Source organism: Agaribacillus sp. DX54, from assembly GCF_056858335.1.
In genome coordinates, this window is the sequence record NZ_JBXEQE010000025.1 from 1 (window position 1) to 24,365 (window position 24,365).

The following is a 24,365-nucleotide window of genomic DNA, read 5'->3' on the forward strand; positions in this document are numbered from 1 at the left end:
AGCCTCCACCATGGCTATTTGCAAATCCTCCTTATCACATTCCTTGGCAAACTTACAAAATGCTTCTACGTCAGGATGATAATTGTAATTCCTCAACAAGCGAACCCTGAACATTTTTTTTTTGGCAGTCAAAGTAGTATCTGCCAGTTCGGCTGCATTCTTTTCCCATCTCCCGGTATTGTATTCAAGTGAATGCCTGATGGCATCTTTAACCATGTCAGGTTTGGTAAAATGATTCAAGGAGTCAAACATAGAATCAAAAGTCGCCAGTACTTCATCCTTGGCAAACACACTCAAGGCCTGTTTAACATTGAATTCCAGCCTGGTAGCAGTATTGTTCCTCATGGCTATGGCCAACAGCTTTGGTAAAAGCCTGACCGATCCAACCTGACCGATCAGGTAAATCGCTTGTCTTTGTATAAATTCATTGGAATCAGTACATGCCAATTTCAGGCATTCAATAAAATTCTCATCATTGAAGGTGGACAGAAGCTTTAAGCACTGCATTCGTACTGTTGCATATCGACTATTTTTAAAGGTGAACAGAAGTAGTTCCGAAAGTCCGTCATATTCTAATTCGAAAAGCTTGAAAAGCGCTAAGGACTGAACTTCAGGTAATGGGGATCGAAGTTGATCGATCCAATACGCTGCTTCTCCGGCTTTTTGATGAATGGCCATGTTTAAATCATTTCCGGATTCACTGGCATGAAACCTGAATGTAGGATCGCCGATAATATGCGATTCAAGATAAGAAACATGCTTTGACCAGTTACCTACGCTCATGCCAAGGGCAAGCAATCCGGTCAATTCGTTGGCCCACTTATCCTGCAATACATTTACCGTATTAGCGTGTAAGGCAATGGTATTTCCTTTATGGAAAAGATAAGCGCTTGCAATGCAACTATCCAGATGGAACGAGCCATTGAAGCAGGCATCCAGCATGATAAAACGTGTTTGGGGATTAAAACTTCCGATTTCCTGAATGGCAATATCTAGGTCAGCATTATAAAGCGAGTCTTGTGTTATCTTTTCCTGATCAAAACTGTCTTCAAACCATCCGGCAGGAACCCCGAGCTTATCCATATAATACTTTCTCGCCTCGGATTCTGTTTTCCCACGCCTTTTGGCAGATCGCATTTTTGACCTCAGGTAGTATTTTACGCCATCTATCTGTTTGTTTACGTTATCTACTTTTGGCATGCCGTTGAGATATTGAGTATCATCAGCCCCATGATGGTGCAGGATGGCCATATCGAGATCATCCCGTTGAAGCTCAGATACCAGTCTGTCTTTTACATGTTCATCCATGCTATGATCGATGTACCCGATTGCATTTTGCTGACCCCTTGAATTTGGAAACTGTTCATGAAGCATGACTTTTTCATCCATGCGAGCCAGGAGAGATTCTGAGATATATCCATGACCGCCAAAAAACAGAAGTTTATCAAGAGGGTTTGACCCGGACTTGGCTTTTACTACCTTTTTAAGATATTTTTTGAGATGCAGGTATTTATCTGAATTCTCAAATGGTTTAATTCGACCGGTATATATCTCGGGTTGCAGCCTCTGTGGGGAATCTGCTCTCAGGGAATAATAAAAATAGTTATTATGAATCGAATCCTGCTTTATAAAGTCGAACCGAAGGTCAAAATCATCATAAAAACGATCTGAGGGTACCGAAGAATCTTCCCATGCATATCTCATCTGGTCCATTTTAAAGGCGCTGGTCAGATGCTGTGCATCGCGGATCATCGGTATGGGAATATCACCAATAAAAACAGCCCCTTCTATTGGATGATCACTATCCGCGTACAATTTCATCAGTGTTGCCCTTATCGAATCGGGCTGACCCCATTTATCAATAATAACTACTGTCTTAAGACCATCTGCTTCTATTGCTGCAGCATACCCTTCAACCTCTGCCTGAGCTTCTTTATAACTTTCCTGATCAATAATGATAGCAAATCCCGGTTCAATGGAAGGGCTCGTACAACTGGCAATAAATAGGAAAGCCAAACTGTACACCGCTATGTAGCAGAAAATATGATTCATATTAAAAGTTAAATCCGGCCCGGATCTGTCCAATCGTTCTTTTATCTCCATTTTTATAATTTTCATTGTTGTTTAATACACTTTGATATTCGTAGCCAAGGGATATGAAAGGCAATGCTTTACCACCCCATAAACTGGGAAATCCCACTTTTAAGTCCGTATCAACCGCGATCAGATTTGTTGTAGGATAGTTGTATTCCGGCTGTGCGATGAAGTATTTCAATTCTCCTTCTGAGTAAAAGTCCCCGGAAAGGTTATGTCTGTAAGATGAAACCAATCTCAGCGACAGATTACACCAACCGGCATACCAGTTTTTTTGCCCATCAACTGATACCCGGAGGTTGTCGATGTCTTCATAGTATAGTTCCGGATAGTATCTTGTCCTGGAGCGCTGATATTCGGCCCTGGCGCTTACCCTGATACCGGGTAGGTTATCTTCAATCGTTGTCAGAGCGTATTCGACAGCCGATGTTAAATGCTCTCTGGTGTACTTTATCGAACTGTTGTATGTCACCCAATACCTGGTACCGTCTTCTGCAGTCTCTTCGCGCTGGTCATGCCAAATGCCATCTACTTTTGACAATTGGACTGTAATATTCAGCTCATGGGTCTTATTGTATCTGTTAATCCTGATATAATCATTCAATGCTAAGATCAGGTCTTCATAATCACCTGCCAGGTACCTCGAGTTCGTTGCGCCTTCCTGCGCCCGTTCATAAATGCTGCTGACGCTTAAATCGAGGAGGTTTACAAATGAAGCGGTCCGGTAGGCAGTCTGGAGACTTCCGCCCAGCCGGCGTCCCTGGTAATTGCGGGAGAAGAAGTCATCTGTTGCTCCCTGAAACTGTCCCAGCCCTTTAAATCTGAAATAACGATGGTTGACAAACTGATTGATTACAGTGAAGTCTGTTTCCTCTTTAAAGTATTCTGCCGTCAGGTTAGCGCCAATTTCCCAATTATTCAGCATAGCCGCCACCCCTGGCACAATCGCACTTCTCATTGACTGAATAAGTGGTCGTGGATCGGATTGATTGGTTTTATGTCCAACCTCATACCTTGCTCCGACTCCACATTTCATCCCACTTTCAGTGGTTTTTGAAGAAAGTACCCCTTCCAGTGAATAAATTTCATTTTCATAGTTTCCACCCGAAGAGTCAGCAATGGCAAAAGGATTATTTTCAGAAATAAAGGACACATTGTTCCACTTCAGAGCCAGCTCCTTTCCATACCGGTAGCCCATATTTCCATAAAAAAACAATTTATCGGTTTTGGCATATCCTTCGGTACGGACATTGAAGTAATTGAGATTTTCAGGTTTCGTTGGCCTTCTGTAATTACCTTTTTCTTCTGAATACGTGAAATTTAATTCACCGTAAGGCACAAAAGGTGTCATAGATATGCTTACAGGATTAGAAGTGAACCACCAGACATCATTGGCCACCGGCACTACGGACACATTGTCGAATACAACAGTTGTATCAGCAGGATGGCCGGCCAGACAATCCGGCACAGGCATCCAAAAAAGAAAAATAATACAAAAGTTTGCCCGTAGAAATGCCATGTAGTAATAGAGAAATGATTATTCAATCAATTCAAGAAAGCCGTCACAAACCTTCCGGGCCTGTGAGGATTTTCTTTTTGAGATTGACGGGTAAGCGTACAACTTATTAGCTAATAATTAATTATCTACTACTGTTGGATGTACACCTGGAGTGGGTGTTTGGTCACCCAGGAAATCCTCAGAAGAGTTATTGGTATCTTTATAAATCACTTTTCCATCAATGATTTGCTTTACCTTCCTTCTTACACCTTTACTGATGTAAGTATCAGAAGACCATACTTTGCCGGCATCCAATTCATCATGCAACCTTTTAAACTGCCTTTCTGCTTCAACCCGTACAACCTCAACGGCATCGATCACATAGTCTTTTGGCACCATCAGATATTCCCTGGAAGATGTACTTCCCGGTCTGGTTAATGAATTATCAGGATCGCTTGCCCATGCAACAGGATCGATACCTTCTGGCAAACGAAAGATGATTACCGCTGCGCCAAAAACAGGGTGAAGCCAGTCAACCAAGGTTGTCGAGTTCGCAAACATCAGCGACAGGTTGGGCACGCCGGCTGCATCGGCATCTCTGCCGTCATTTATATCTCCGCAATAGGTTTCCCAGTCAGCATTACCGAGGTTTACCGGTGAGTCGGGGTTGCCGTCGGGATCAGTTTTATGATCGATACCATCCTGGGCGATAATGATACTGGTACGTGGCTCCAACGGATAATCTGTGCCATTTCCGGGTATATACCATACATAGCCATTAAGCGGCAACTCCGGCAAAAAGTTACCCTCGCCATCCACCCATACATTCTCGGAAGAGCTCGATTGCTGCAACACACCGATACCGAGCCCATCGAGATAGATGACCTCATCGGAATTATTATATATTTCATGGAACTGATCGGCAAAGTACCTGCCATCCTCAGGGGTTGTTGAGCCCGTATAGTAAATCTCTTTGAAGACAAGTCCCCCGCCGAGTGTGACAGCCGTGAAGGTGATAGACAGGTTTGTATCTTCAGCTATGCTTTGTCCATCCAATACGCCATTGAAGGCAAATTCTTCGGTTTCGTGAACTACACTAAAATTATATTCCCCGGCTTCGAGATTAAATGTGGCCACACCGGCGTTATCCGTCATGGCTGAGAGCGGATCACCACCGGCTAGCTGCCGGGCTTTTACCTCTACTCCTGCTGCAAGCGTTTCTACATATCCTTCCGGATATTCGACCGTTACATTCACTTCATATTTTACCGCGACTTCCGTATCATCATCATCGCATCCTGCGAACAATACAACAGACAGGACAATGAGAGATTGTATTACCTTTTTCATATGTTTATTATATAGTTTATCAAATTTTCATTCTTAGTTCTGCGCCAAAGTAGAGTGAGAAATTTCGACGGATATATCCACTTGAGCGCCTTGATTTGTGAAATGGCCTCATATTCAAAAAGTTATTGGCCGTAAAAGCTACCTGGAGATTATCGGTAAAATCCTTGGAAAGCCTCATGTTAAACTGAACAGTGGGCGGCAAACTTTCTGTTACAAAATAATGGTCGGGAAAGGTTTGAACCATGCTGTAGTAAGGCTGTGTCAGATACAATTCGGGGTTCCACTCATGGTAATTTCCCGCTCTATCGATGTAACCTATCGGCGCTACGTTTTTAGCCACGCCATCACCCCGGTAGTTGTGTACATCATCTACCTCGATCTTTTCTTTGTCTTTGGTGGCATACACGAGGGTATTACCCTCTTCATCTTCATACAGATATTGTCTCTTTTCCATCCATATGATCTGGCCGGTCAGGGAAAGGACCATCCTGATGGCCGGTATATGTGTGATGGATCGCACACTTGTGGTGAGTCGTTGTCTGATGGTAGTTTCGTCCGGCATCACCATAACGTAAGGAAACGGTCTGCCCTGATATCCGGAATTTACCCGCGAATACTGGTTAGTTGTACTATATGATTTGGTGTACATCCAGGCGCCATCGACAACGAAGCTCGTTTTGATGGCCTTTACCTTGCCCAGGTCAATAATATATTCAATTCCTTGTTTGATCAATACATTTTCATTGATCGGCATCCTGTAAAACTGAAACGATGTATCCATGTTATAGGTGGCCTGGACAGGCTGTCCGTTCTGGTAATAGTAAACACCCTCTCCTTCGACCAGGTAAGGCTGTCTTCCGGTGCCGGTTACTGTGTACGCTCTGTGTTCAAAGAGCACGAGCTCGTTGCTGATGCCAAATCCTCCGGTTTGCCTTTCATAGTAACCCGTTATGTTAGCGGTGATATTGCCGAATGAGAAGTCCAATCCGGCTTCATATTTTCTGTTGATGGCCGGTTTCAGATCAGGGTTTGAAGTGTCATCGACAATTTTTGTGGTCAATACCGCCAGTGATCCGTCTAGGTTTTCCTCGTCTTTGTAGTTGAGGCTGGTTTCGTCAAAGTATGCTTTATCAGGATACAGGTGTATCAGGGTTGGCATTTTGGCGGCGATACCATAGCCAAACCTGATGGCAAAATGTTTTAAGAATTTGTTGCGGGGATTGTCATACAACTGATACAAAAGATTAATGCGGGGTTCCCAGGCGGTTGTGGCATTTGTCGAACTGATGCCCTTTGCCCGGATGCCTGTGAGCCGCAAACCGGCCTGACCTGATAATTGCGTATTTCCAAGTGGAATTATGAACCTGTCCTCGGCAAAAACGGCCATTGTATGAAGTGTGGGAATATCTTTGTAAGACCTTTGCCGGATAGTACTTATCGCATTAATTACCGGCGGATAATTCAGGTCAAAAATTCTACCATCGCCATTATTACCATTGGCACGCCATTCAACCCCATACACAATGTTATTGGTGATCTGTGGTCTGCTGAATGACAGGTTGCCCATGACCTGGGCAAACAGGTTAAACGGTTTCCCGTCGACTGTCAGCTCTGAGTAGTACTCTGCGGGCAGGAACTGTGCTTCGTGTTCCCCTTCAGTGAACGAAGTTGCCAAAGGCATTGTACCGGCGGTAACTGTCTTTAATTTCCTGAGGTAGTCGTGCTGATGGGCATAACTGGCAGAAAAGTTATACGAAAGGTTGGTAATCCATTTGGTATTGAGCAACCACTTACCATTAATAGCAGCTCTGAGGCCATCATTGTTTGCAGTGATCACTTCATTTCTTCTCAACTGAGGATCTGACTTTTCATCATCCACTGTTGTGTGCAATGCAAGTCTCATGTTGAATAACAGGGGCTTTCTTTTCTGAAAAAATGTATTGGAATATCCGAGGTTAGCAGTCACTCGCTGGTAGCCTTCATATTTCTGACGGACATCCGGATAGGCAGAGGTGTAGTCAAAATTGATATTCATAACGCCCTGGTTTTTTACGGCAAACCCTTTGCCAACCGAAAGCAGCTTGGTTTCAGGATCAATGGCCAACCGTACCTCATAGGGTGTTTTACCCGCTTTTGTTTTCACGATAATTGCGCCGGATGTGAGATCTCCGTATTCTACCGAGGGAATCCCCCTGATTACTTCGATAGACTCGATATTGTTGGTGCTAAGTGCTCGCATATCTATGCCGCGGCCAGCTACATTGGGTACTTCAAAAGAAGATCCGAATGACGTGGTTGCACCTGTCGGATCTTGCAGAGACGATCCGGCTCTGGCAGTAGAAAGCACCTGCATGTTTGAATTATTGGATAATGGAGCGCCATCGATGATGACTGCTGCCCCAAGGGCGCTCGTTGGATTTTGAGTGATAACCTGATCATTGAAAATAGACCCGACCTCCCTGATTTTCAACTGTTTTGGTCTTGCCAGATCAGGTTCTTCCGAAAGATGGCCTGGAAGTAGTTGCATTATATCATACATGCTTTTTGGTTGCAGGTGGTTCATCGCCGATTGCTCGATGACAGATACCGAGCCCAATTCCTGTTCTTTGGCGGTAACTATTACCTCCTCAAGACTCAGTGATGTGACCTCTAGTTGGATGACTTGATCCGTAGAATTGCCTGTAATATTTATCGTTTTCTCGAGAGGGGCATACCCCAGACAGCTCACAAGTAAGGTGTATTGCCCTGGTTTTACATGCTCAAATAAAAAATCACCCTGCTCATTGGTTATCTGCCAAATATTCAGCTCTTTGACGGATAGCACGACATTCCCAATACCTTGTCCGTCATTTTTTCCGATTACTTTACCACCAAAAACACCCCTTGTTGCAGCAAATGACATTGGAAAACTTATACCACAGACAAATGCTATAAGCATAAAAAATGTGATTTGTAGTTTCATTCAATTTGAAAGAATCGGGCAGGTGTCTGCCATCCAATTTTAAGACCCTAAATTAGAAGTATCGAATATCTTGATCAATCCTAAAATGTTATGATTCGGGCCGTTGACTAAAAGCCTTATTTGCAGTGTGTTGAGCGATTTTTAGTCTGCAAATTGTCCTCAACCATCATAAATAATAGGTAGAGGGTATTGCTTATTCAGGAGGGTAAAAATGTCTGATACTACATGATTGTCATATCTAAAAGAATTGTAGATGCCTAAAACCTGATTAGTTAAAGGAGCGTGAATCTATTTTAAATATTTTGGAGCATTTGAAATGCCACAGATAAAAGAGGCCGTCTCAAAAGTAATTTGAACGGCCTCAGTTTTTTATATGGGGGGTTTTCTCAGGTAGGTACCCGAATATGGTATCGGGAAAGCCCCGGTATTATTTGATTTTCTTTTGCGAGTTTCAATATTTACAGTGTTACAACTGACGGTATAGCAATGAGGTAGGTAAAGCTTGAAGAATAGTTTTTAGTTTAGTTTGAGCAGTCTGGTTAAATAAAAGCCCCAATTCCAAATTTGGGAGTTAGACTTTCATTATACTGGGTAACTTGAAACCCGAATATTCCTAAATCAATTTAGGATATAGGGTGAAAACAATAATTTAGCAAGCGTGAAAAACAAAATCCAAATAGCAGCAGGCATGTTGGCAGTGTATATACTGTGCTTGCCTTTGGTTTTGGCTTTTCACGCTCAAACGCACGTTCACCATACTGCGATAATTGACATTGGCAACCCTGCTAATATTACTGTTGAAGGCAACTCGGATTGTCAAATCTGTAATTTTTACTTTGATCAGCAACTGTACATTCAAAGTGTCTTTATCCTTCCTTTAGATAGTTTTTCCTATTGTTCCGATCAAAACATAACGGAAATACTTTTTGCTATTTCTAGGGAACAGCTTCACCTGCGAGGCCCACCCCAAGTCTGATTACTCCTTTTTTACATAGACGGCCATTGGCAACTCTTATACTGCCTAAGGGCCTGAATAGGGAATCATTTCCTATATCGCAATACATTAATTAGTAAATAACAATTACATTTCAAAATATGCTGGAAGCTATCGATCTTACCAAAAAATATGGTAAGCATGAGGCGCTTTGTCAACTGAATCTATCGGTTGAAAAGGGCGAAATTTTTTATTTACTCGGTCAAAATGGCGCTGGTAAAACAACAACCATAAACTTATTTCTTGGGCTGATTCAACCTACTAGTGGTGAAGCATTACTGAATGGTATTGCAGTAAAACCAAACGGCAATACCACAACCAAAATGATTGCCTATATTCCTGAGGTCGTTCAATTGTACGGGAACCTCTCAGGTATTGAGAACCTCAATTTTTTTAGCCGGCTGGCGGGTTTTAAATATTCGAATACTGAGTTGTCCGATTTCCTCCTCAAGGCAGGACTTCAAGAAGCTGCTCATCAAGACAAACTCGCTTCCTACTCCAAAGGAATGCGGCAAAAAGTGGGTATTTCCATTGCGCTTTCCAAAAACGCCGATTACATTTTTATGGATGAACCTATCTCTGGTTTAGATCCCAAAGCAACCCTTGAATTCACTAAGATTTGCAAGGAATTAAGCCGAGATGGTAAAACCATTTTTATGGCCACTCACGACATTTTCAATGCTGTGAATGTGGGCACGAAAATCGGTATTATGAAAGAAGGCAGGTTGGTTTATACATCAAATACAAACACCATTGGTGCAAGTGAATTGCAGGATTTATATCTAAAGACCATTTAACACAATGAATATATTTAGATTACTATCCGGCACATTTATAACAATCATCAGTTGGAGTTCGTTTGCCCAGGTAAAGGTTACGGGTACTGTCGTCGACGAACAGAATATCCCGATTGTAGGGGCTACGGTTTCCTTAAAAAATACCGATAATATGTTCGGCCAACTGACCGATGCAGATGGAAGGTTCGAAATCAATGTGCCATCCGGGAGTTATGCGCTCGAGGTTCGATATTTGGGATTCCAACCCTATAAGAACAACTATGAGATCAATGAGGGTTCTTCTTTTGATATTGGTACGCTCCGACTGAAAGAGGGAACAGAACAACTACAAAGTGTAGAAGTGATTGGTCGCGCACGAACAGATTATAACAGTGATTATTCTTTTTCATCGACCAAGGTCGCGATCAAGAACAAAGCGTTACCTCAGGCGGTATCGACAATCACCAAGGAACTGATCAATGACCGACAGGCCTTTCAGTTGGCGGATGCGGTCAAGGCCGCCAGTAGTGTCACCTCTACAGCATTTTATAATCATTTTAAAGGGGTACCACCCAGGCAGAAGAAGGACAAGTAATCAATGGATTACGCACGCGACAATATTACTTTCTCCAGCCCATCACCTCACATATTGAAAGAATAGAAGTGATCAAGGGACCTTCTTCGGTCAGTTTTTCGAGTGTCGACCCGGGGGGTACCATTAACATGGTCACCAAAAAGCCTTTAAAAGAGAAAAGAAATGAAGTGAGTGCCACAGTGGGAAGTTTTGAAACCCTGAGGTCTACCATGGATTTTACCGGACCGTTGAATGACTCCGAAACCTTATTGTATCGGTTTAATGCAGCGGTACAGGAAGCGAAGTCTTTCAGGGATTTGGTACAAAACAATGCTTTGCTGATTACACCCTCCATTACATTTTCGCCCAATAGCACCACGGCATTGAATGTAGAAATGATCTTTAGCAACGGGGTAGGAAACATAGACCGGGGACAACCCATTTTCGGTGCGATCAATGGGGAGTTTGACTTAAATAGCACACCAATTTCATTAAACGTAGGCGCCAACAACGACTTTTTTAAGTCAAGGGAGTTTATGGTAATGGGTAACTTCACAAAACAGATCAAAGAAAATATTGGCTTCAATGCTTCCTATATGAAGCAAACATGGGAGGAAGATCTTGCGGAACATCGGACCGTGAATGATGCCGCTGTTGATATTGAAGGAAATCCAATCAATACCTTAGCGGCCATGCGCTACGTGGAGCGTCAACAGTTTTGGATCACCGACAACTTTAATGCTTTTTTTAATTTCGATTTCCAAGGTGACAAAGTCACCAACAAGTTATTGGTAGGATATGACGGTAGCTGGTGGGAACGTACCATAGGCGGTGGGCAAAATTCGGCCCGTCGCTATCTGAGAAATGATGGTAGTGTAAGTAATTTTGATCCTGCTGAAGCGGCCGATTTTCAAACCATTGAAATCAATGGGCTCACCGCACCAAAACCCAATGTAATGCATTACGACCTTACCGATCCGCAAAACACCATACGCGTGGTAAAGGACTATGTGATCTCGGAATTTGCCATTCCTGCAAATCTTACCACCTCAAATGGTATTTATGTACAGAACCAATTTAAAATAGGAAGATTTTTGGCTTTGGTAAATCTCCGTTATGAGTGGTTCGAGGATATTTTTGACAATGAATCGAACGACGAAGAAAGGTTTACGAATGAAGCTTTCATTCCAAGAATCGGGCTTACCTATGAAGCCACGGACGACATCAGTGTGTACGGAACGTATATTGAGGGGTTTCAACCACAGTCCAATACGGTCACTTTATCGCCGGCAACCGAAAATTTCTTTTGGGCGAGCTCTCCTGCTGAGTTTGATCCGTTGGAGAGTGATTTGGTTGAATTTGGAGCGAAAGGGGAATTCTTTGGTGGAAAATTGGCTATGAATCTGGCCGTATATGAAATCAACCAGAAAAACCTATTGTTACAAGACCCCAACTATGAGGATTTATTGGTGGAACGCGGGGCCCAACAAAGCCGTGGCTTTGAATGGGATCTTTCGGGATATGTATTTCCCAATCTACAGGTAAACGCTTCGTATGCCTATATCGATCCGAAATTGTAGAAGATGACGACCCGAGCCTGGTTGGTGAGCGCGTAGGGGGTGCCCCTGAACACAGCGCCAATTTATGGGCGCGATATGATTTTATGAACGGGGCTTTGAAAGATATTGGGGCCGGGCTGGGCGTTGAGTATCGCGGCGACCGATTCTCATGGTATCATGACCGTTTATTGCTACCTGAATATACCGTTTTTGATGCAGCACTCTATTATCGACCGTCCGGTAGCAACATCCAAATAGCCTTCAAGGTGAACAATCTGTTCGATGAAACCTATTGGACCGGGGCATTGAACGCCTTTAGGTTGTTCCCGGGAGCACCGAGAAATGTACTATTTACCACAACCTATAAATTTTAAATGATGAAATGGGCGAACTTGCGTTTGTTTGCATGGCATTTTTGGCGCAATGCGACTACGCCGAAAACCTTTTATTTTCTTTATGTCGTTTTTATACTGCTAACGGCCTATGCTGCCGTTAGCGGTATTCAAAGCCATATTACCCAAAAGGATATTCGAAAGTCCCATCAGGTAAAAGCACGACAGAGCTGGGAAGCTAACCCGGATAAGCATCCGCACCGCATGGCGCATTTCGGCACCTTTGCTTTTCGGGTGAATCCGCCTTTGGGTATGTTCGATTACGGATTGGAAAGTTTTACGGGAAATACGGTTTTTTTAGAAGCCCATAGGCAGAATAGCGTCAACTTTTCCGACGCCACTTTCTCTACCGGGACCTTGCGTTTCGGGGAGTTAAGCCTGGCCTTGCTCTTGCAACTGGTACTTCCATTGATCTTATTTTTTATAGGATTTTCCGGCATCGCGGGAGATAAGGAGAACGGCACCTTAAAGATAGTCTTATCCCAGGGTGCCAACTGGTTGGAAATCCTGTTTGGTAAATCCCTCGGGCTTTTTGGAATTGCCGTTTTATTTTTAGCTCCGGTAGTATTGATGGTAGTTGCAGCCCTCATCAGCTATGGTGGTGTGGTGGAAAGCGATCATCTTTGGTTGCGGCTGCTGGCGATAGGAGTGGGGTACATGGTTTTCCTGTTTATTGTATCAGCCACTACCATAGTAGTTTCAGCAGGAAGCAATACTACAAAGAATGCGCTCTTACGTTTATTGGGAATTTGGTTGCTGTTGGTCATTCTTTTGCCTAAATCAGCCCAGGCCCTGGGAAACTATTGGCATCCGACTCTTTCAAAATTGGCGTTTCAGTCGGCTATCGAGCAAGAAGAAATTCAAAAGGGCGATAGCCACAATCCCGATGATCCATTTTATAATCAATTGCGAGACTCTGTATTATCTGCGCATAACGTTAGCAAAGTGACTGATTTGCCTTTCAACTATTCCGGTTTTGTAATGCGTGAAGGAGAAAAAATCAGCTCAACACTTTATAAAAAGCACCACGCCAATCTATTGAACATTTATCAAAACCAAAATAACATTACTCGATTTATGGCCCTGGTCAACCCGTATATGGCCATCAAACAACTTTCGATGACCTTTTCGGGAACGGACTTTTCAAGTTATGTTGATTTTCAAGAGCAGGCTGATACGTATCGCTACCAGTTATCCCAAAAAATGAACGAGCTGCAAATGGCGTATATCAGTCCAAAAAAGGAAAGTGGTTCCGAAGGAAAAACCCATGTGGTCGGTCATGAGCACTGGGAGGAATTTCCCGATTTTCATCACAAGCCAATGGCTTTTGGCAACGCATTTAAAGCGGCTCTGCCATCTGTGATTTCCATGATTTTATGGTTGTTGTTCGCTTTTTGGCTTATAGTATTCACCACAAAAAAAGCAAAAGCACTATGAAGTATCGCTTGTTTTTATACCAGTGCATACGATCAAAAGAAGTACGTATCAGTTTGGTATTGATCACGGTTTTAGGTTTGGTCGGAATTCTTATCGGAAATCGGCACCTCATTCGACAACAAGAAGCAATTGCCGAGGTAAAAGCCTATCAGGAACAACATTTTGAACGGCATGTTACGTTGCACAACGATGATTTGGGGCTACTGCTTTATTATGTAAAGTTTGCCTTTATCAATTCTTCAAACCCGCTGGCAGGATTATCCATAGGCCAGGCAGATATGAATCCTGTGGTAAAACGCATCACTATTAAGACGTTTGAAGCACAAAAATATGATACTGATTTGGTCAATCCTATGAATTTGCAGTCGGGAAACCTCGACCTTTCCTTTGTGTTGATCTATCTGCTTCCATTATTGGTCATTGTATTTACGTTCAATGCCATATCAGAGGAAACTGAGACTGGCACCTGGCGTTTGGTCGCCATTCAAGCCCAATCAAAATTACGGTTTGTACTTGCCAAACTATTTATACGGCTATTGCTGTTGTTCGGTGTTTTGGTACTACTGTTTTTAATAGCAAAGGTTGTACTTGACATTCCGTTTAATACACATTTTCTATTGATGTTTATACTGGCATTGCTGTATGTCACTTTTTGGTTTGCACTCTCCTTTTTTGTCATCGGTTTCAAAAAATCTTCCGGATTCAATGCACTGCTGCTCCTTTCGATTTGGTTGGTGATGCTTATTTTGTTGCCCGCAGGAATCAACGCTTATGTGTCGTCAAAACACCCTGTACCGGAAGCATTGAGTGCTGCCATTGCTCAGCGCGATGGCTATCACACCAAATGGGATACGGATAAGCTGCTCACCATTCAAAAGTTTTATGCTCATTACCCGCAGTTCGAAGAGTATGGATATCCGACAGACGGGTTCAATTGGCTATGGTACTACGCCATGCAACAAATGGGTGATGACGATTCAAAAAACGAACGCGAGGCCTTGGTCAACAAGATCGAATTACGGGAACAAAAAAGTAGGAAAATGGCATCGATGGTACCGAACATGCATTTGCAGTTGGCATTTAATCAATTGGCAGGTACAAGCTTAGAGCAACACATGGATTTTCTAAGGGCAACAGAAGCCTTTCATGAAAAACTGCGGCTGTTTTTCTACCCAAAGATATTTGAGCAACACAAAGCCGAATCCATTGATTGGAAACAATTTACACCAACGTATTATCAAACAAATACCGATGCCAACCCATTATGGACCATATTACCATTATTATTGGCAACAGCACTGATGGTATTGCTTTCCATGCCGAAAGCACGGCGTTTATAAGGTTGTTGGAAAGGTGACAAAAGCACTTACGCTTTGGTCAATGGATGAGGGAAGAATTCCAACATGCATAATGGGTTCCAGTTTAGAAGAAGCTATCCACAGTATTTTGTGGCCTTTTGGATTAAAATCATTTTTCGGAAATACGCCTATAACTTCTTTGAAATTCTTATTTTAATATTGTTCGTGTTCGGAATGGTCATGTTGATATCCTCCCTTTTCGGCGTTATAGAAGCATTGACCGACTTAGGATTATTGTTTATCGGTGGTTTGATTGGTTTCATTTATGTATCGTGGGCAATAGGACAATTTTTTGATGGAAGAAAAATAGCCAACTACTTTAAAGGACTTTTATCCTACACCTTAGGTTTGCTTTCTGCCATTATCACAACGGTTTTGCTTGGAATACTTATTGACTTCATTACCTGAATATTAAAGCAGCTAACAATCAATAAGCTCAATGAGCCAACTTGCTTATTTGTCAGTTACTTCCGGAAGAAAGAGAAAATGACAAAGAAATGGCATTATTCCACTAGAAAATTCGTACTTTGATAAGCGTTAGCCAGTATTTAAAACAACACAAATAATAGCATGGATTACAAAGGCTTTGCTGAAAGAATAATTGGATTGAAAAATGCGGACCTGGAACTTCGGGACAGACTTGTTAAAAACGGAGAGCTTGGAAAAGGGTATAACGAAGAAATGGAGAAATTGCACAACAGCCATGCGGAGCTATTAAATGAAATCATCGACACAATCGGTTATCCGACAATTGACAAAGTGGGACAGGAAGCCAATGAAGCAGCCTGGTTGGTGATACAACATTCAATCGGAAAGCCTGCCTTTATGAAGAAGTGTTTGAAATTATTAGAAAATGCAGTTAGCGAAGATAAAGCAACCTTGAGAAATTTCGCTTATCTGACTGACCGGATAGCTGTGTTTGAGGATAAGCCGCAACTTTATGGTACGCAATTTGACTGGGATGAAAACGGGGAATTAAGCCCAAATTTTTTTGATGACTTAACCCAGGTAGATCAAAGGAGAAAATCTATCGGGCTTAACACACTTGAAGAACAGACAGCAATTATGAGAAGACGAGCGAAAGATGAAAATCACTCACCACCGGCAGATTTTGAAAAAAGGAAACAGGAAATTGAGAAATGGAAAAAAAGGGTTGGTTGGCAGTAAGTAATGTAAATGCCCGGAATAAAGACAACCATACCAGAAAAGAAAATACTATGGAGATCGCCATTATTATGTTCAATGATTATGAAACGCTGGATGTTTTCGGACCGGCAGAAATTTTTGGTCGACTGGTAAATCTTTACAACCTCAGGTTTTATTCGCTGGAAGGTGGAATCATAACGAACAGACACAGCGTTCCTATTATGACGGAAAAACTGGAAACTATCGGTAATCATCCCGAAATAATTTTAATACCCGGTGGCTTGGGTACAAGAAAGGAAGTAAATAATTTGTTGCTTATAGACAAAATAAAGGAACTGTCTCAAACAAGTAATTATGTACTTACTGTTTGTACGGGTAGTGCACTTCTTGCCAAATCCGGACTTTTGGACGGCAAAAAAGCTACTTCCAATAAGAGGGCCTTTTCCTGGGTTTCATCTCAAAGTACTAACGTGGAGTGGGACAAAAAAGCGAGATGGAAAATTGACGGAAAATATTATACCTCATCAGGTGTGAGTGCAGGAATGGATATGGCATTGGGGTTCCTGGCGGATAGGCACGGCATAGGTTTCGCCAGAAAAGTTGCTCAAGAAATTGAATATAACTGGACTGAGAATAAAGATAACGACAATTTTGTAGCCGAATAGCACAACATGATGTTTTACGACCCACCTAAAAAGAAAATTTGAACATTTTTGCTGGCTATTATTAGGAAGATATCTTAAATTTTGGCTTTTTACCATTTTTATCAGCTTTACAACCGAAAATCTCCCAATTAAAATGAAAAAAACCTACTTTGTCCCTGTAATTTGCCTTCTATTTTTCAGTTTAACATTCACTGTCCATAGCCAAAACTCCAATGCTGAATTGGTTCACAATACACCCATTTCCATAGACCTGGGCAGGGTCGGTGGATACCTGGAGCATCTACCACCCGGATATGATAACGATACCACAAGAAAATATCCCCTGTTAGTATATCTCCATGGACGGAGACAAAGGGGCAATGGATCTTCAGATCTGTACAAGATCTCCAATCAAGCCAGAACCAGCCCCACACGCCATGCAGAGGTTCAGGGTAGTTTATGCTTTACCGTGAATGGGGCAGAAGAATGCTTCATACTTCTTTCCCCACAGTTATCTTCCGGAAATTGGACAGCATTTAGCCAGGAACCCTTCTGGAATTATATTTTAAATGACTCAAACTATAGAATAGATACAAACCGGGTTTATTTAACAGGGTATTCTTTGGGTGGAAATGGGGCCTGGGAAGCGGCATATGACAGGAACACCCCTAACAAGTTTGCCGCTATTGCACCTGTAGCCGCATGGGGCAATCTATCGAAGGCTTGTACAATAGCCGATAAAAAAATACCCGTGTGGGCCTTTCATGGCACCAATGACGAAGTAACAAGGTATAGCTCAGGGCTGAATATGTTCAATGCCGTTGGAGCATGCCCCCGTGACGCATCAGTGGAACTTAAATTTACGCCTCTTGAAGGAGCAGGGCATAATATTGTTACCCCGGTTTACCAAATAGACAACTCGAATTATAGTCCTAACTTATATGAGTGGTTACTATCCAAGTCTAAAGCCGGTGTCATAGCCGATACCATTCCGAATGCCCCTGGTCAATTATCGAGCATCTCTGAAAGCGCTTCCACAATCCAACTTGAATGGCGTGATAATGCTGTCAATGAAATCGGTTTTACGATAGAGCGATCTCTCGTGGCAGGTAGTGGCTACGATTCGATCGCGTCTGTGGCCGCTAATGTTACCTCGTTTACTGACCTTGGTCTTTCAGCTTCCACTACTTATTTCTATCGTGTCAGGGCTTACAATACAATAGGAAATTCAGCCTATTCTAACGAATTAATGGTTAGTACAACTGCACTTGTAGTAGGGACGCCAATCACTTGGACCAATATTAACGGCGCAGTGCAAGTAGGTGATGACCTGGTCAAAACAGCAAGATATGGATGGGGAAACAGTGGTGCCGAGTCTGTCGATAGTATTCCATCTAACACAGACGGATGGGTTGAAATGGTGCTATTGGACTCCATGAAAACAGATCTGGTATTTGGCTTGTCTGTCGACAATATAAATGATAGTTTAGAAACTATTAATTATGGTTTCCAACTTTCCAGGGGCAATGGGAACCTGTGGAAAAGAGAAAATACGACAAGAACATATCTTGGTAAATTTAACGAAGGAGATACCTTAAGGATCGAAAGAGTAGCGAATACGATCAACTATAAGGTAAATGGAAATGTTATAGCCGATACCCATTCGGCATCTACCTCCGTCCTGGTCGCCGATGCCTCCCTCTTACGCACCGGTGCTACAGTCTTTCAAGCAAGGATATACGCTGGGAACAGCGGGGGTTCATCCTTGCGAATAAGCACTTTAAAAAACTATTTTGAAACTGGCCACAAGGAGGAAAAAGCGCTTTTAAAGATGTATCCTAATCCATTACGGTTACAGAACGAATTGATCGTCTTCCTGGACGAGATAGACTTTACCAACAAAGTAGAACTTGTTGCCTATGACAATCTCGGAAGGTTAGTTTATCAAAAGGGTTTGGATCAGACTGTTTCGGAAATAGACATAAGCCACCTTGGAGGCGCTGTTTATTTCATTAAAATTTTATCGAATGGGTCGAGGATAGCCAGCGGAAGGTTATTGAAAATCGATGAATGATCGAGAATGTAGGCTAGGAACGATAGGAAGGACCTCAGGCCGGGGGGAGCGTTGCAATTTGAATCATCCGGGCAGATTTAAACTGTCAGTTCAAATAACAGCGTGTTACGTCTCTTGCCGGTTTTAACTTATATAATTCCCGAAATATTCGTTAACAGTTTTTAAATCGTATTTATCCTCACCTCTCCAGTATGCAACAAAAGTCCAATCCGTTTTTCCCTTGATAGGTCTGTCATAACTTTTAGGTTTTAATATCCCGATTGCGGCTAAGATTTCAATCAGTACTTGTCGTTCGGATTTGCTTGATTTCAAAACATCTTTCAGTCGGGCTTCCAGCTTACTTGGATAATCATTAGCATTGGATGTTTCAATAACTCTTAGCATATTTTTAAATAAATCAATATCTTCTTCTGTTGGTTCTTGAATCTGTTCTCTCATAAATTGTTGTAAATCGAAAAGAATATATAATAATTCGCCATGTCTAACTCCTCCCCATTTTAATCTTTCGAAGTTTAGTATGTTCAAATCTGAATTTTCGTAATTTTCATCTCCGATAACCCCATACAGAACTTCTTTGCATATTTTGCAGGTATAAGTATGAGAGACAGGTTCCTCATTTAAGTAGGATGTGCCCGAAATAATCGGAGTATATGTATGTTTTATAAATTGGTTAGCCAGAAAATAACTTGACAACGAAGAACGTAAATCGATTCTTTTTGTAGATAAGCTTGTCAAAAAAGCTTTTGATACATTTTCGGAACTAATATTATTGCTAATCAATAAAATTTCTTCGATACATTTATCGTGGTGTATTGTTAAAGGGTCGAACATTAAACCTTTGGATTTAGCATATTCAAAATCCTCTTTTGATATTTCTCTGTCCTTGGCGTCTATCCAACCGTTCTTCCAGAAGTATTTGAATAAAATCCTTTTTGCTTTTTTATCCGGCATCGGTTTTTTAATTTTCTACAACAATGCAGATAAGCTTAGGGAGCATATCTGGTTTTACTAGTAACCAAAGATAGCTTTTTTTAATAAAGCCGGTAGTGGCCTTCCCTTTGTTTTCAAAAGAGCTGATTAGCCTTTGTACCGACTCATTTGAAAAATAGCTTGCTAATCTGGTACATAGTTTGATGGTAGCCCTCCCGAATCGTGGCTTTGGTTTGTGTGGTGGTGATCTTTTACAAAGTGTTAGATCATTTAGTTTTTAATAAACCTCGTTCTGCGTAATAAATTTCCATGTTGATCATAGATAGCTAAAAGATATATTCCATCAGATTCAGACGTCAAATTTTTACTGAAACAAGAGTCTTTCCAGCCAGGTCTATCGATGATTTGAGGATACCTTCAAAGAGATAGAAACGACACACCAGACCAAGGGGTTGATGTCGACAAGCTATATGTGTAGGTGTAAGGCATGAAATATGTATTAATCGAAGTATGAGGGGCGGTCTGTTCATTGCCAATTAAACCTTTATGATTTTCAAGACGCTTGTTTTGTCTCTTGTCACTAATCTCAATATATAAGTCCCGGAAGCCTGGAGGCTTAAGTCAAAAAATTCCGAAAAGCTCGTATCAGGTTCCGGTTGACGTTGATCCAATACCTGGTAGTCAGTTCCGGAGATCAATTCCAACAAAATGGATTCAGCCTTTTTCAGCTCGATCAGGGCCTGGAACTTGCCCCTGGTAGGGTTAGGTTTTATCATAAAACTTAAAATATTATTGGCTATGACGCGTCCTATCGGTGATTGGATAGCGCCATCCGACATAGGCAGGATATTAATGGGAGAGGTGTGTCCTGCTACACATCCGTTCGGAAATTGACCGGTTAACGCCACCTGATAAGTACCGGTATCGGTGTAAATGTGTACCGGAAATTTTTCGTCGCTGCTATTACCGTCGCCAAAATTCCAGCGGTACCAATTTGGCTCACTGGTCGGTAAGCCGACAAAATGGATGGTGTCACCAACAAATGCTTCGGTAACTGCCAGGAAAAAAACAGAATCAGCAGGAGGGTTTAACTGTACATGTACCTCCTGTAAATCAACACAGCCAAATTCTGAGATGACCTCCACGGTATAAACCCCGGAGCTATCCACAAATAAGCTTTGATCTGTACTTCCATCAGACCATGTGTAGGAAATCCCCTGGTCGCCGGCATCCAATGTGATCCCTTCACAATCGATGGTGATGCTTTCCGGTAAATCTGTTAAATCGGTTCCCCTGAATACGACTTCCGTATCAAATGTCTGTACACATCCCTCCGGTGTTTCGATTTGTACGGAATAGATTCCCGAGGTATCTGCGGTAAGTACATCGCCGGCATTTTCCGCTCCCCATGTGATGATGGCATTTGGGTTCAGGGCCCGCAGGTCACCGCCCAGTACCAGCGCTTTGTCACAGGTTGAGATAAAGGGGCTCAGATTGGAAACCGGCGGGTCGTATGAATTAATTTCAAAGGTACGGATTACCGTACATGCGTCTGTACCCGCCGAAACCGTATATCTGCCGGGCTCAATAAACTCCTGGTGGTTGCCCTGACCCATGAGGTTGTAATCGCTATCGAACCACGCCACAGGCTGATAAGCAGATCCGACCGTTAAAGAATATATTTCTCCGGGACATTTTATGTAGTCTTCCCGTACAGGGAAATTCGCGGGAGGTGGACAAACGGACACTGTATCGTTGTAGGCACAGCCAATCGTCTCATCGGGAATGAACCGGATGGTATGGGCACTGCTACAGCCGGGGGCATTAAAAACCTTAAGCTCGAACAGGCCGTGAATTTCGGTAGTCAATGCATGGGTTGTACTGGCAACAAAAAGATTACGGCTGTTTACCCAGGTATATTGAGCAAAACCTTCTGCTACGGAAAGCGTGGTTTCACCACAAAAAGCGACTGTATCCGGTACATCAAGCACCGGCCTTGACACTTCAGATACTTTTACCTGCCGGGTAGTTGCACAGCCACCGGCATTAAACGGAGACTCGGCCGATACTGCGTAAGTACCTTCCTCATCCACGATCAGGAGGTTGCCATTTTGCAGGAAGTGGCCGGAGCCGTCGTACCACGCATAGGTATAGCCCGGTATAGGATTGGCTACCTCCAGGGTTGCTTCGTCGCCTGAGCAAAAGGTAACCGGTTCACTCACCAATTCCAGCCTCGGGGGTTCAAAAAACGAAATGACCATTCTATCCGTGTTGATACAACCGGAGGCATTGGTTACGGTCAGTTGGTATTCTCCGGCGGCAAACGCATAGAAAGACGATGTGGTGGCCACCGTCTGTTCCTCCAGTGTCCATAAAAAATCAAAGTTTTCATCACTCAGCCCCGTACTTAATAAAACACTGTCACCTTCACAGATCCTGACATCTTCCAGTTCGAATAGTGGCCTGCTGTGTTCGAAAACGGAGACCGTGTCTGTCCGTTCACACCCCTCGGCATTAGTCACTGTAAGGATATAGAACCCAGCCTTATCTGCCGAAACTTCAGCGCTTACACCCAGGTCTTCTGTCTCGGGTATGAAATCAAATGAGCTGTACGACCAAGCGTAAGAAGCCCAGGCGCCTCCGTATAGTGAGCTTGCCGCTCCCGGGCAATAGCTGGTTTCCCTGTTGGCAAGTGCCAGGGTATCGCTTCCAATGATCTGAAACAGTTTCAAATCAGGCTCGGCAAAAAATGTGATCTCGCTGAACGCTTCATTGTCGCAGTTGAATTCATCCCGGACCTTGACGCTGACCACGGTCGAGTCGCTTTCCGGAGCGAATCGATAGAAGGGCTCGGTCCCCGATTTTACCATTTCATCACCGATATACCATTCATATTGCCGGTAATTTGTTTCAGCCACTTCCAGCAAGATTGTTGCCCCCTGGCAAATGGAATAATCAGGCAGGGTAATCACCGGAGGTGTACAAAAGCTGGCCGTCCAGGTGCCGATAACATCCCCATCGCCGGAGGTGGCGATGCGGGGATCTTCTCTTCCGGTTCGATACCCGCCATGGCGATTTATAAAGGTATCGCTGCCTTGATTTTTTTGCCATGCGGTAAGCATGGAATTAGGAACGGCAATCGTATCTGTGACCCAATTATTTTGAAGGTCACCCAAAATCGTGCCGTCCAGGCCAGACGCCCTGTCTTCCAGGACGTTCTCATTTCCTTCAAAATTATAATAGGCATACAGACCCGGTTCGTCACCCTGCAAAAATGCTTCGGCATTGGTGCGGATGGCATGATCAGGCAGCGCCCTTTTCCAGAATCGCACCTCAGACATGCTCCCGTGAAACCCCCTTCCAAGGAGGAACGGTTCATCAGGCTGGTTTTTAGCCGGTAAAACTTCGGTTTTTTGCTGCACCAATGCTCCGTCTGCAAAAAATGACAACGTCTGCAGCCCGGCATCGTAACGGGCTGTTAACAGATGGGAAAAACCATCCTGCAAATCGATGGAAGCAGCTTCTAAAAAGTGCTGTTCATTTTCATCGGTATGTACAAGCTCCGGGGTATGCTTATCTTTCGATATGCCTATTTGAAATACCTGGTTTTTCAGTATTAGAAAGGATCGTTGGCCTTTAAGCTCTGTCGCTTTTAATCGCACTTCAATTGTGTAGCTTTCTGCCAGCATACTGGAAGCCGCTACAGGGAGTTGGACATGTTGCCCTTCATTGCCTTCGAAAGCCATGGATCTTTTGGGATAAAAACTGGATTCTACCTTGTCTACATAACGGACGGCCACTTCATAAGCGCCTGATGATGAAGCGTTGTGGTGCAGCTGATAAGACCTGGAAACACTGGAATTGTCAAGAGCGAAAGGCTCGTGCAAGCGCAGCACGGAATTCAGGGGGGTGTCTGCCGTCAGCGTTATCCCGAGGTTACCGGGATCCAGGTTATTAAGCTCACTGTTTGTCAGTGAATGGATAAAGAGAATGCTATCACCTTGTAAGGGGATGATCCGGTTTCCTTCCCGTTCATCAATGATTTTGCCGGTGATGTTCCCGGTTGGGATCATTTCGGAGTCGATGACCAGCCTGCCGGCGTCTAACAGCAGATGGCCGTCTTCCAGCACCAGGGAGTCGAAGATATGAAGCTTGCCGCCTTTGACATACACTGAATCCATGGCATTCCGGACGATTAACTTTCTAAACCGGATGGGATTACCGGCCGGTCTGATGGTTTGAGGGTTGGGACCGATCAGTGCAAGGCTTACAAAGCCACCATCGGTAATATCCCCTGATGAACGGTTCACCAGGTCTTCCCGGAGTTCGATAATTCCCTCCCCATCCAATATCCCCTGTTGTACTTCAAGATTGCCCTGAATACTGAAGTACCCTTCCTTCACGCCAATGGCTCCCCGGCCGTTGGCGTCTCCTATCACCACATAGCCCGATTCCTGGGCCATAGCATGACAAAAGCACAGTGTTAATAGTATATTCAGTACATTTTTTTTCATTGCTATGTGTTTAGATCCTTGTGTGTTCAGTAAATCCAGGAAATAATTGTTCGTTTAAAGTAT

General features: G+C 43.1%; 16 protein-coding genes and 1 pseudogene. 11 read left to right on the forward strand and 6 right to left on the reverse strand.

The window, feature by feature from the left end:
- The 4 genes from AC04NP_RS21855 to AC04NP_RS21870 all read right to left on the reverse strand — a co-directional run.
- A partial coding sequence (locus AC04NP_RS21855) for a HEAT repeat domain-containing protein (protein WP_482862079.1) occupies positions 1–2,118 on the reverse strand: 2,118 nt, incomplete at its 3' end.
- Entirely contained in the window at positions 2,054–3,568 is a 1,515-nt protein-coding gene (locus tag AC04NP_RS21860) for a DUF6850 family outer membrane beta-barrel protein (RefSeq protein ID WP_482862080.1), read from the reverse strand. The genes AC04NP_RS21860 and AC04NP_RS21855, both read right to left, overlap by 65 nt.
- 162 nt (positions 3,569–3,730) lie before the next feature.
- Complete coding sequence (locus AC04NP_RS21865; RefSeq protein WP_482862081.1) at positions 3,731–4,942, reverse strand: DUF4876 domain-containing protein; 1,212 nt, start codon at positions 4,940–4,942, stop codon at positions 3,731–3,733.
- A gap of 19 nt (positions 4,943–4,961) precedes the next feature.
- Positions 4,962–7,880, reverse strand: coding sequence for a TonB-dependent receptor (locus AC04NP_RS21870; protein WP_482862082.1), 2,919 nt, complete (start codon positions 7,878–7,880; stop codon positions 4,962–4,964).
- A gap of 1,119 nt (positions 7,881–8,999) precedes the next feature.
- On the opposite strand from AC04NP_RS21870, the gene AC04NP_RS21875 reads away from it, so the two are divergent.
- The 11 genes and pseudogenes from AC04NP_RS21875 to AC04NP_RS21925 all read left to right on the forward strand — a co-directional run bounded on the left by AC04NP_RS21875 (position 9,000) and on the right by AC04NP_RS21925 (position 18,858).
- Positions 9,000–9,695 carry an ABC transporter ATP-binding protein gene (locus AC04NP_RS21875; protein ID WP_482862083.1) on the forward strand — a complete coding sequence of 232 codons (696 nt, stop codon included), beginning with the start codon at positions 9,000–9,002 and terminating at the stop codon, positions 9,693–9,695.
- A 4-nt stretch (positions 9,696–9,699) separates the two neighbouring features.
- Complete coding sequence (locus AC04NP_RS21880) at positions 9,700–10,269, forward strand: carboxypeptidase regulatory-like domain-containing protein (RefSeq protein WP_482862084.1); 570 nt, start codon at positions 9,700–9,702, stop codon at positions 10,267–10,269.
- Positions 10,269–10,331 (forward strand): annotated as a pseudogene (locus tag AC04NP_RS21885) (hypothetical protein); the annotation flags it as partial. The gene AC04NP_RS21880 and the pseudogene AC04NP_RS21885, both read left to right, overlap by 1 nt.
- A gap of 6 nt (positions 10,332–10,337) precedes the next feature.
- Entirely contained in the window at positions 10,338–11,828 is a 1,491-nt protein-coding gene (locus AC04NP_RS21890) for a TonB-dependent siderophore receptor (protein WP_482862085.1), read from the forward strand.
- Complete coding sequence (locus AC04NP_RS21895; protein WP_482862086.1) at positions 11,753–12,181, forward strand: TonB-dependent receptor domain-containing protein; 429 nt, start codon at positions 11,753–11,755, stop codon at positions 12,179–12,181. The genes AC04NP_RS21890 and AC04NP_RS21895 overlap by 76 nt, the downstream gene beginning before the upstream one ends.
- Positions 12,182–13,636, forward strand: coding sequence for an ABC transporter permease (locus AC04NP_RS21900; RefSeq protein WP_482862087.1), 1,455 nt, complete (start codon positions 12,182–12,184; stop codon positions 13,634–13,636).
- Positions 13,633–14,976, forward strand: a complete 1,344-nt coding sequence (locus tag AC04NP_RS21905) for a DUF3526 domain-containing protein (RefSeq protein WP_482862088.1) — start codon at positions 13,633–13,635, stop codon at positions 14,974–14,976. The genes AC04NP_RS21900 and AC04NP_RS21905 overlap by 4 nt, the downstream gene beginning before the upstream one ends.
- Before the next feature lie 63 nt (positions 14,977–15,039).
- Positions 15,040–15,402: a hypothetical protein gene (locus tag AC04NP_RS21910; protein ID WP_482862089.1), complete on the forward strand. Its 363-nt coding sequence runs from the start codon at positions 15,040–15,042 to the stop codon at positions 15,400–15,402.
- 162 nt (positions 15,403–15,564) lie between these two features.
- On the forward strand, positions 15,565–16,161 hold the full coding sequence (locus AC04NP_RS21915; RefSeq protein ID WP_482862090.1) for a DUF6624 domain-containing protein: 597 nt from the start codon (positions 15,565–15,567) through the stop codon (positions 16,159–16,161).
- Complete coding sequence (locus AC04NP_RS21920) at positions 16,134–16,805, forward strand: DJ-1/PfpI family protein (protein ID WP_482862091.1); 672 nt, start codon at positions 16,134–16,136, stop codon at positions 16,803–16,805. Before AC04NP_RS21915 ends, AC04NP_RS21920 begins: the two co-directional genes overlap by 28 nt.
- A gap of 133 nt (positions 16,806–16,938) precedes the next feature.
- Positions 16,939–18,858, forward strand: coding sequence for a T9SS type A sorting domain-containing protein (locus AC04NP_RS21925; protein ID WP_482862092.1), 1,920 nt, complete (start codon positions 16,939–16,941; stop codon positions 18,856–18,858).
- A gap of 123 nt (positions 18,859–18,981) precedes the next feature.
- Here AC04NP_RS21925 and AC04NP_RS21930 read toward each other — a convergent pair whose 3' ends face one another.
- Together AC04NP_RS21930 and AC04NP_RS21935 are read right to left on the reverse strand one after the other, a co-directional pair.
- The gene (locus AC04NP_RS21930; protein WP_482862093.1) at positions 18,982–19,809 is read right to left on the reverse strand and encodes a hypothetical protein; all 828 of its coding nucleotides are present in this window, start codon (positions 19,807–19,809) and stop codon (positions 18,982–18,984) included.
- A 515-nt stretch (positions 19,810–20,324) separates the two neighbouring features.
- Positions 20,325–24,302 carry a PKD domain-containing protein gene (locus tag AC04NP_RS21935; protein WP_482862094.1) on the reverse strand — a complete coding sequence of 1,326 codons (3,978 nt, stop codon included), beginning with the start codon at positions 24,300–24,302 and terminating at the stop codon, positions 20,325–20,327.
- Positions 24,303–24,365: the final 63 nt, after the last annotated feature.

Excerpts from the sequence above, each read along its gene's own strand:
- AC04NP_RS21860 (WP_482862080.1), bottom strand. The coding sequence starts at position 3,568 with ATGCCTGTGCCGGATTGTCTGGCCGGCCATCCTGCTGATACAACTGTT.
- AC04NP_RS21865 (WP_482862081.1), bottom strand. The coding sequence starts at position 4,942 with ATGAAAAAGGTAATACAATCTCTCATTGTCCTGTCTGTTGTATTGTTC.
- AC04NP_RS21870 (WP_482862082.1), bottom strand. The coding sequence starts at position 7,880 with ATGCTTATAGCATTTGTCTGTGGTATAAGTTTTCCAATGTCATTTGCT.
- AC04NP_RS21875 (WP_482862083.1), top strand. The coding sequence starts at position 9,000 with ATGCTGGAAGCTATCGATCTTACCAAAAAATATGGTAAGCATGAGGCG.
- AC04NP_RS21880 (WP_482862084.1), top strand. The coding sequence starts at position 9,700 with ATGAATATATTTAGATTACTATCCGGCACATTTATAACAATCATCAGT.
- AC04NP_RS21895 (WP_482862086.1), top strand. The coding sequence starts at position 11,753 with ATGGGATCTTTCGGGATATGTATTTCCCAATCTACAGGTAAACGCTTC.
- AC04NP_RS21900 (WP_482862087.1), top strand. The coding sequence starts at position 12,182 with ATGATGAAATGGGCGAACTTGCGTTTGTTTGCATGGCATTTTTGGCGC.
- AC04NP_RS21905 (WP_482862088.1), top strand. The coding sequence starts at position 13,633 with ATGAAGTATCGCTTGTTTTTATACCAGTGCATACGATCAAAAGAAGTA.
- AC04NP_RS21910 (WP_482862089.1), top strand. The coding sequence starts at position 15,040 with ATGCATAATGGGTTCCAGTTTAGAAGAAGCTATCCACAGTATTTTGTG.
- AC04NP_RS21915 (WP_482862090.1), top strand. The coding sequence starts at position 15,565 with ATGGATTACAAAGGCTTTGCTGAAAGAATAATTGGATTGAAAAATGCG.
- AC04NP_RS21920 (WP_482862091.1), top strand. The coding sequence starts at position 16,134 with ATGGAAAAAAAGGGTTGGTTGGCAGTAAGTAATGTAAATGCCCGGAAT.
- AC04NP_RS21925 (WP_482862092.1), top strand. The coding sequence starts at position 16,939 with ATGAAAAAAACCTACTTTGTCCCTGTAATTTGCCTTCTATTTTTCAGT.
- AC04NP_RS21930 (WP_482862093.1), bottom strand. The coding sequence starts at position 19,809 with ATGCCGGATAAAAAAGCAAAAAGGATTTTATTCAAATACTTCTGGAAG.
- AC04NP_RS21935 (WP_482862094.1), bottom strand. The coding sequence starts at position 24,302 with ATGAAAAAAAATGTACTGAATATACTATTAACACTGTGCTTTTGTCAT.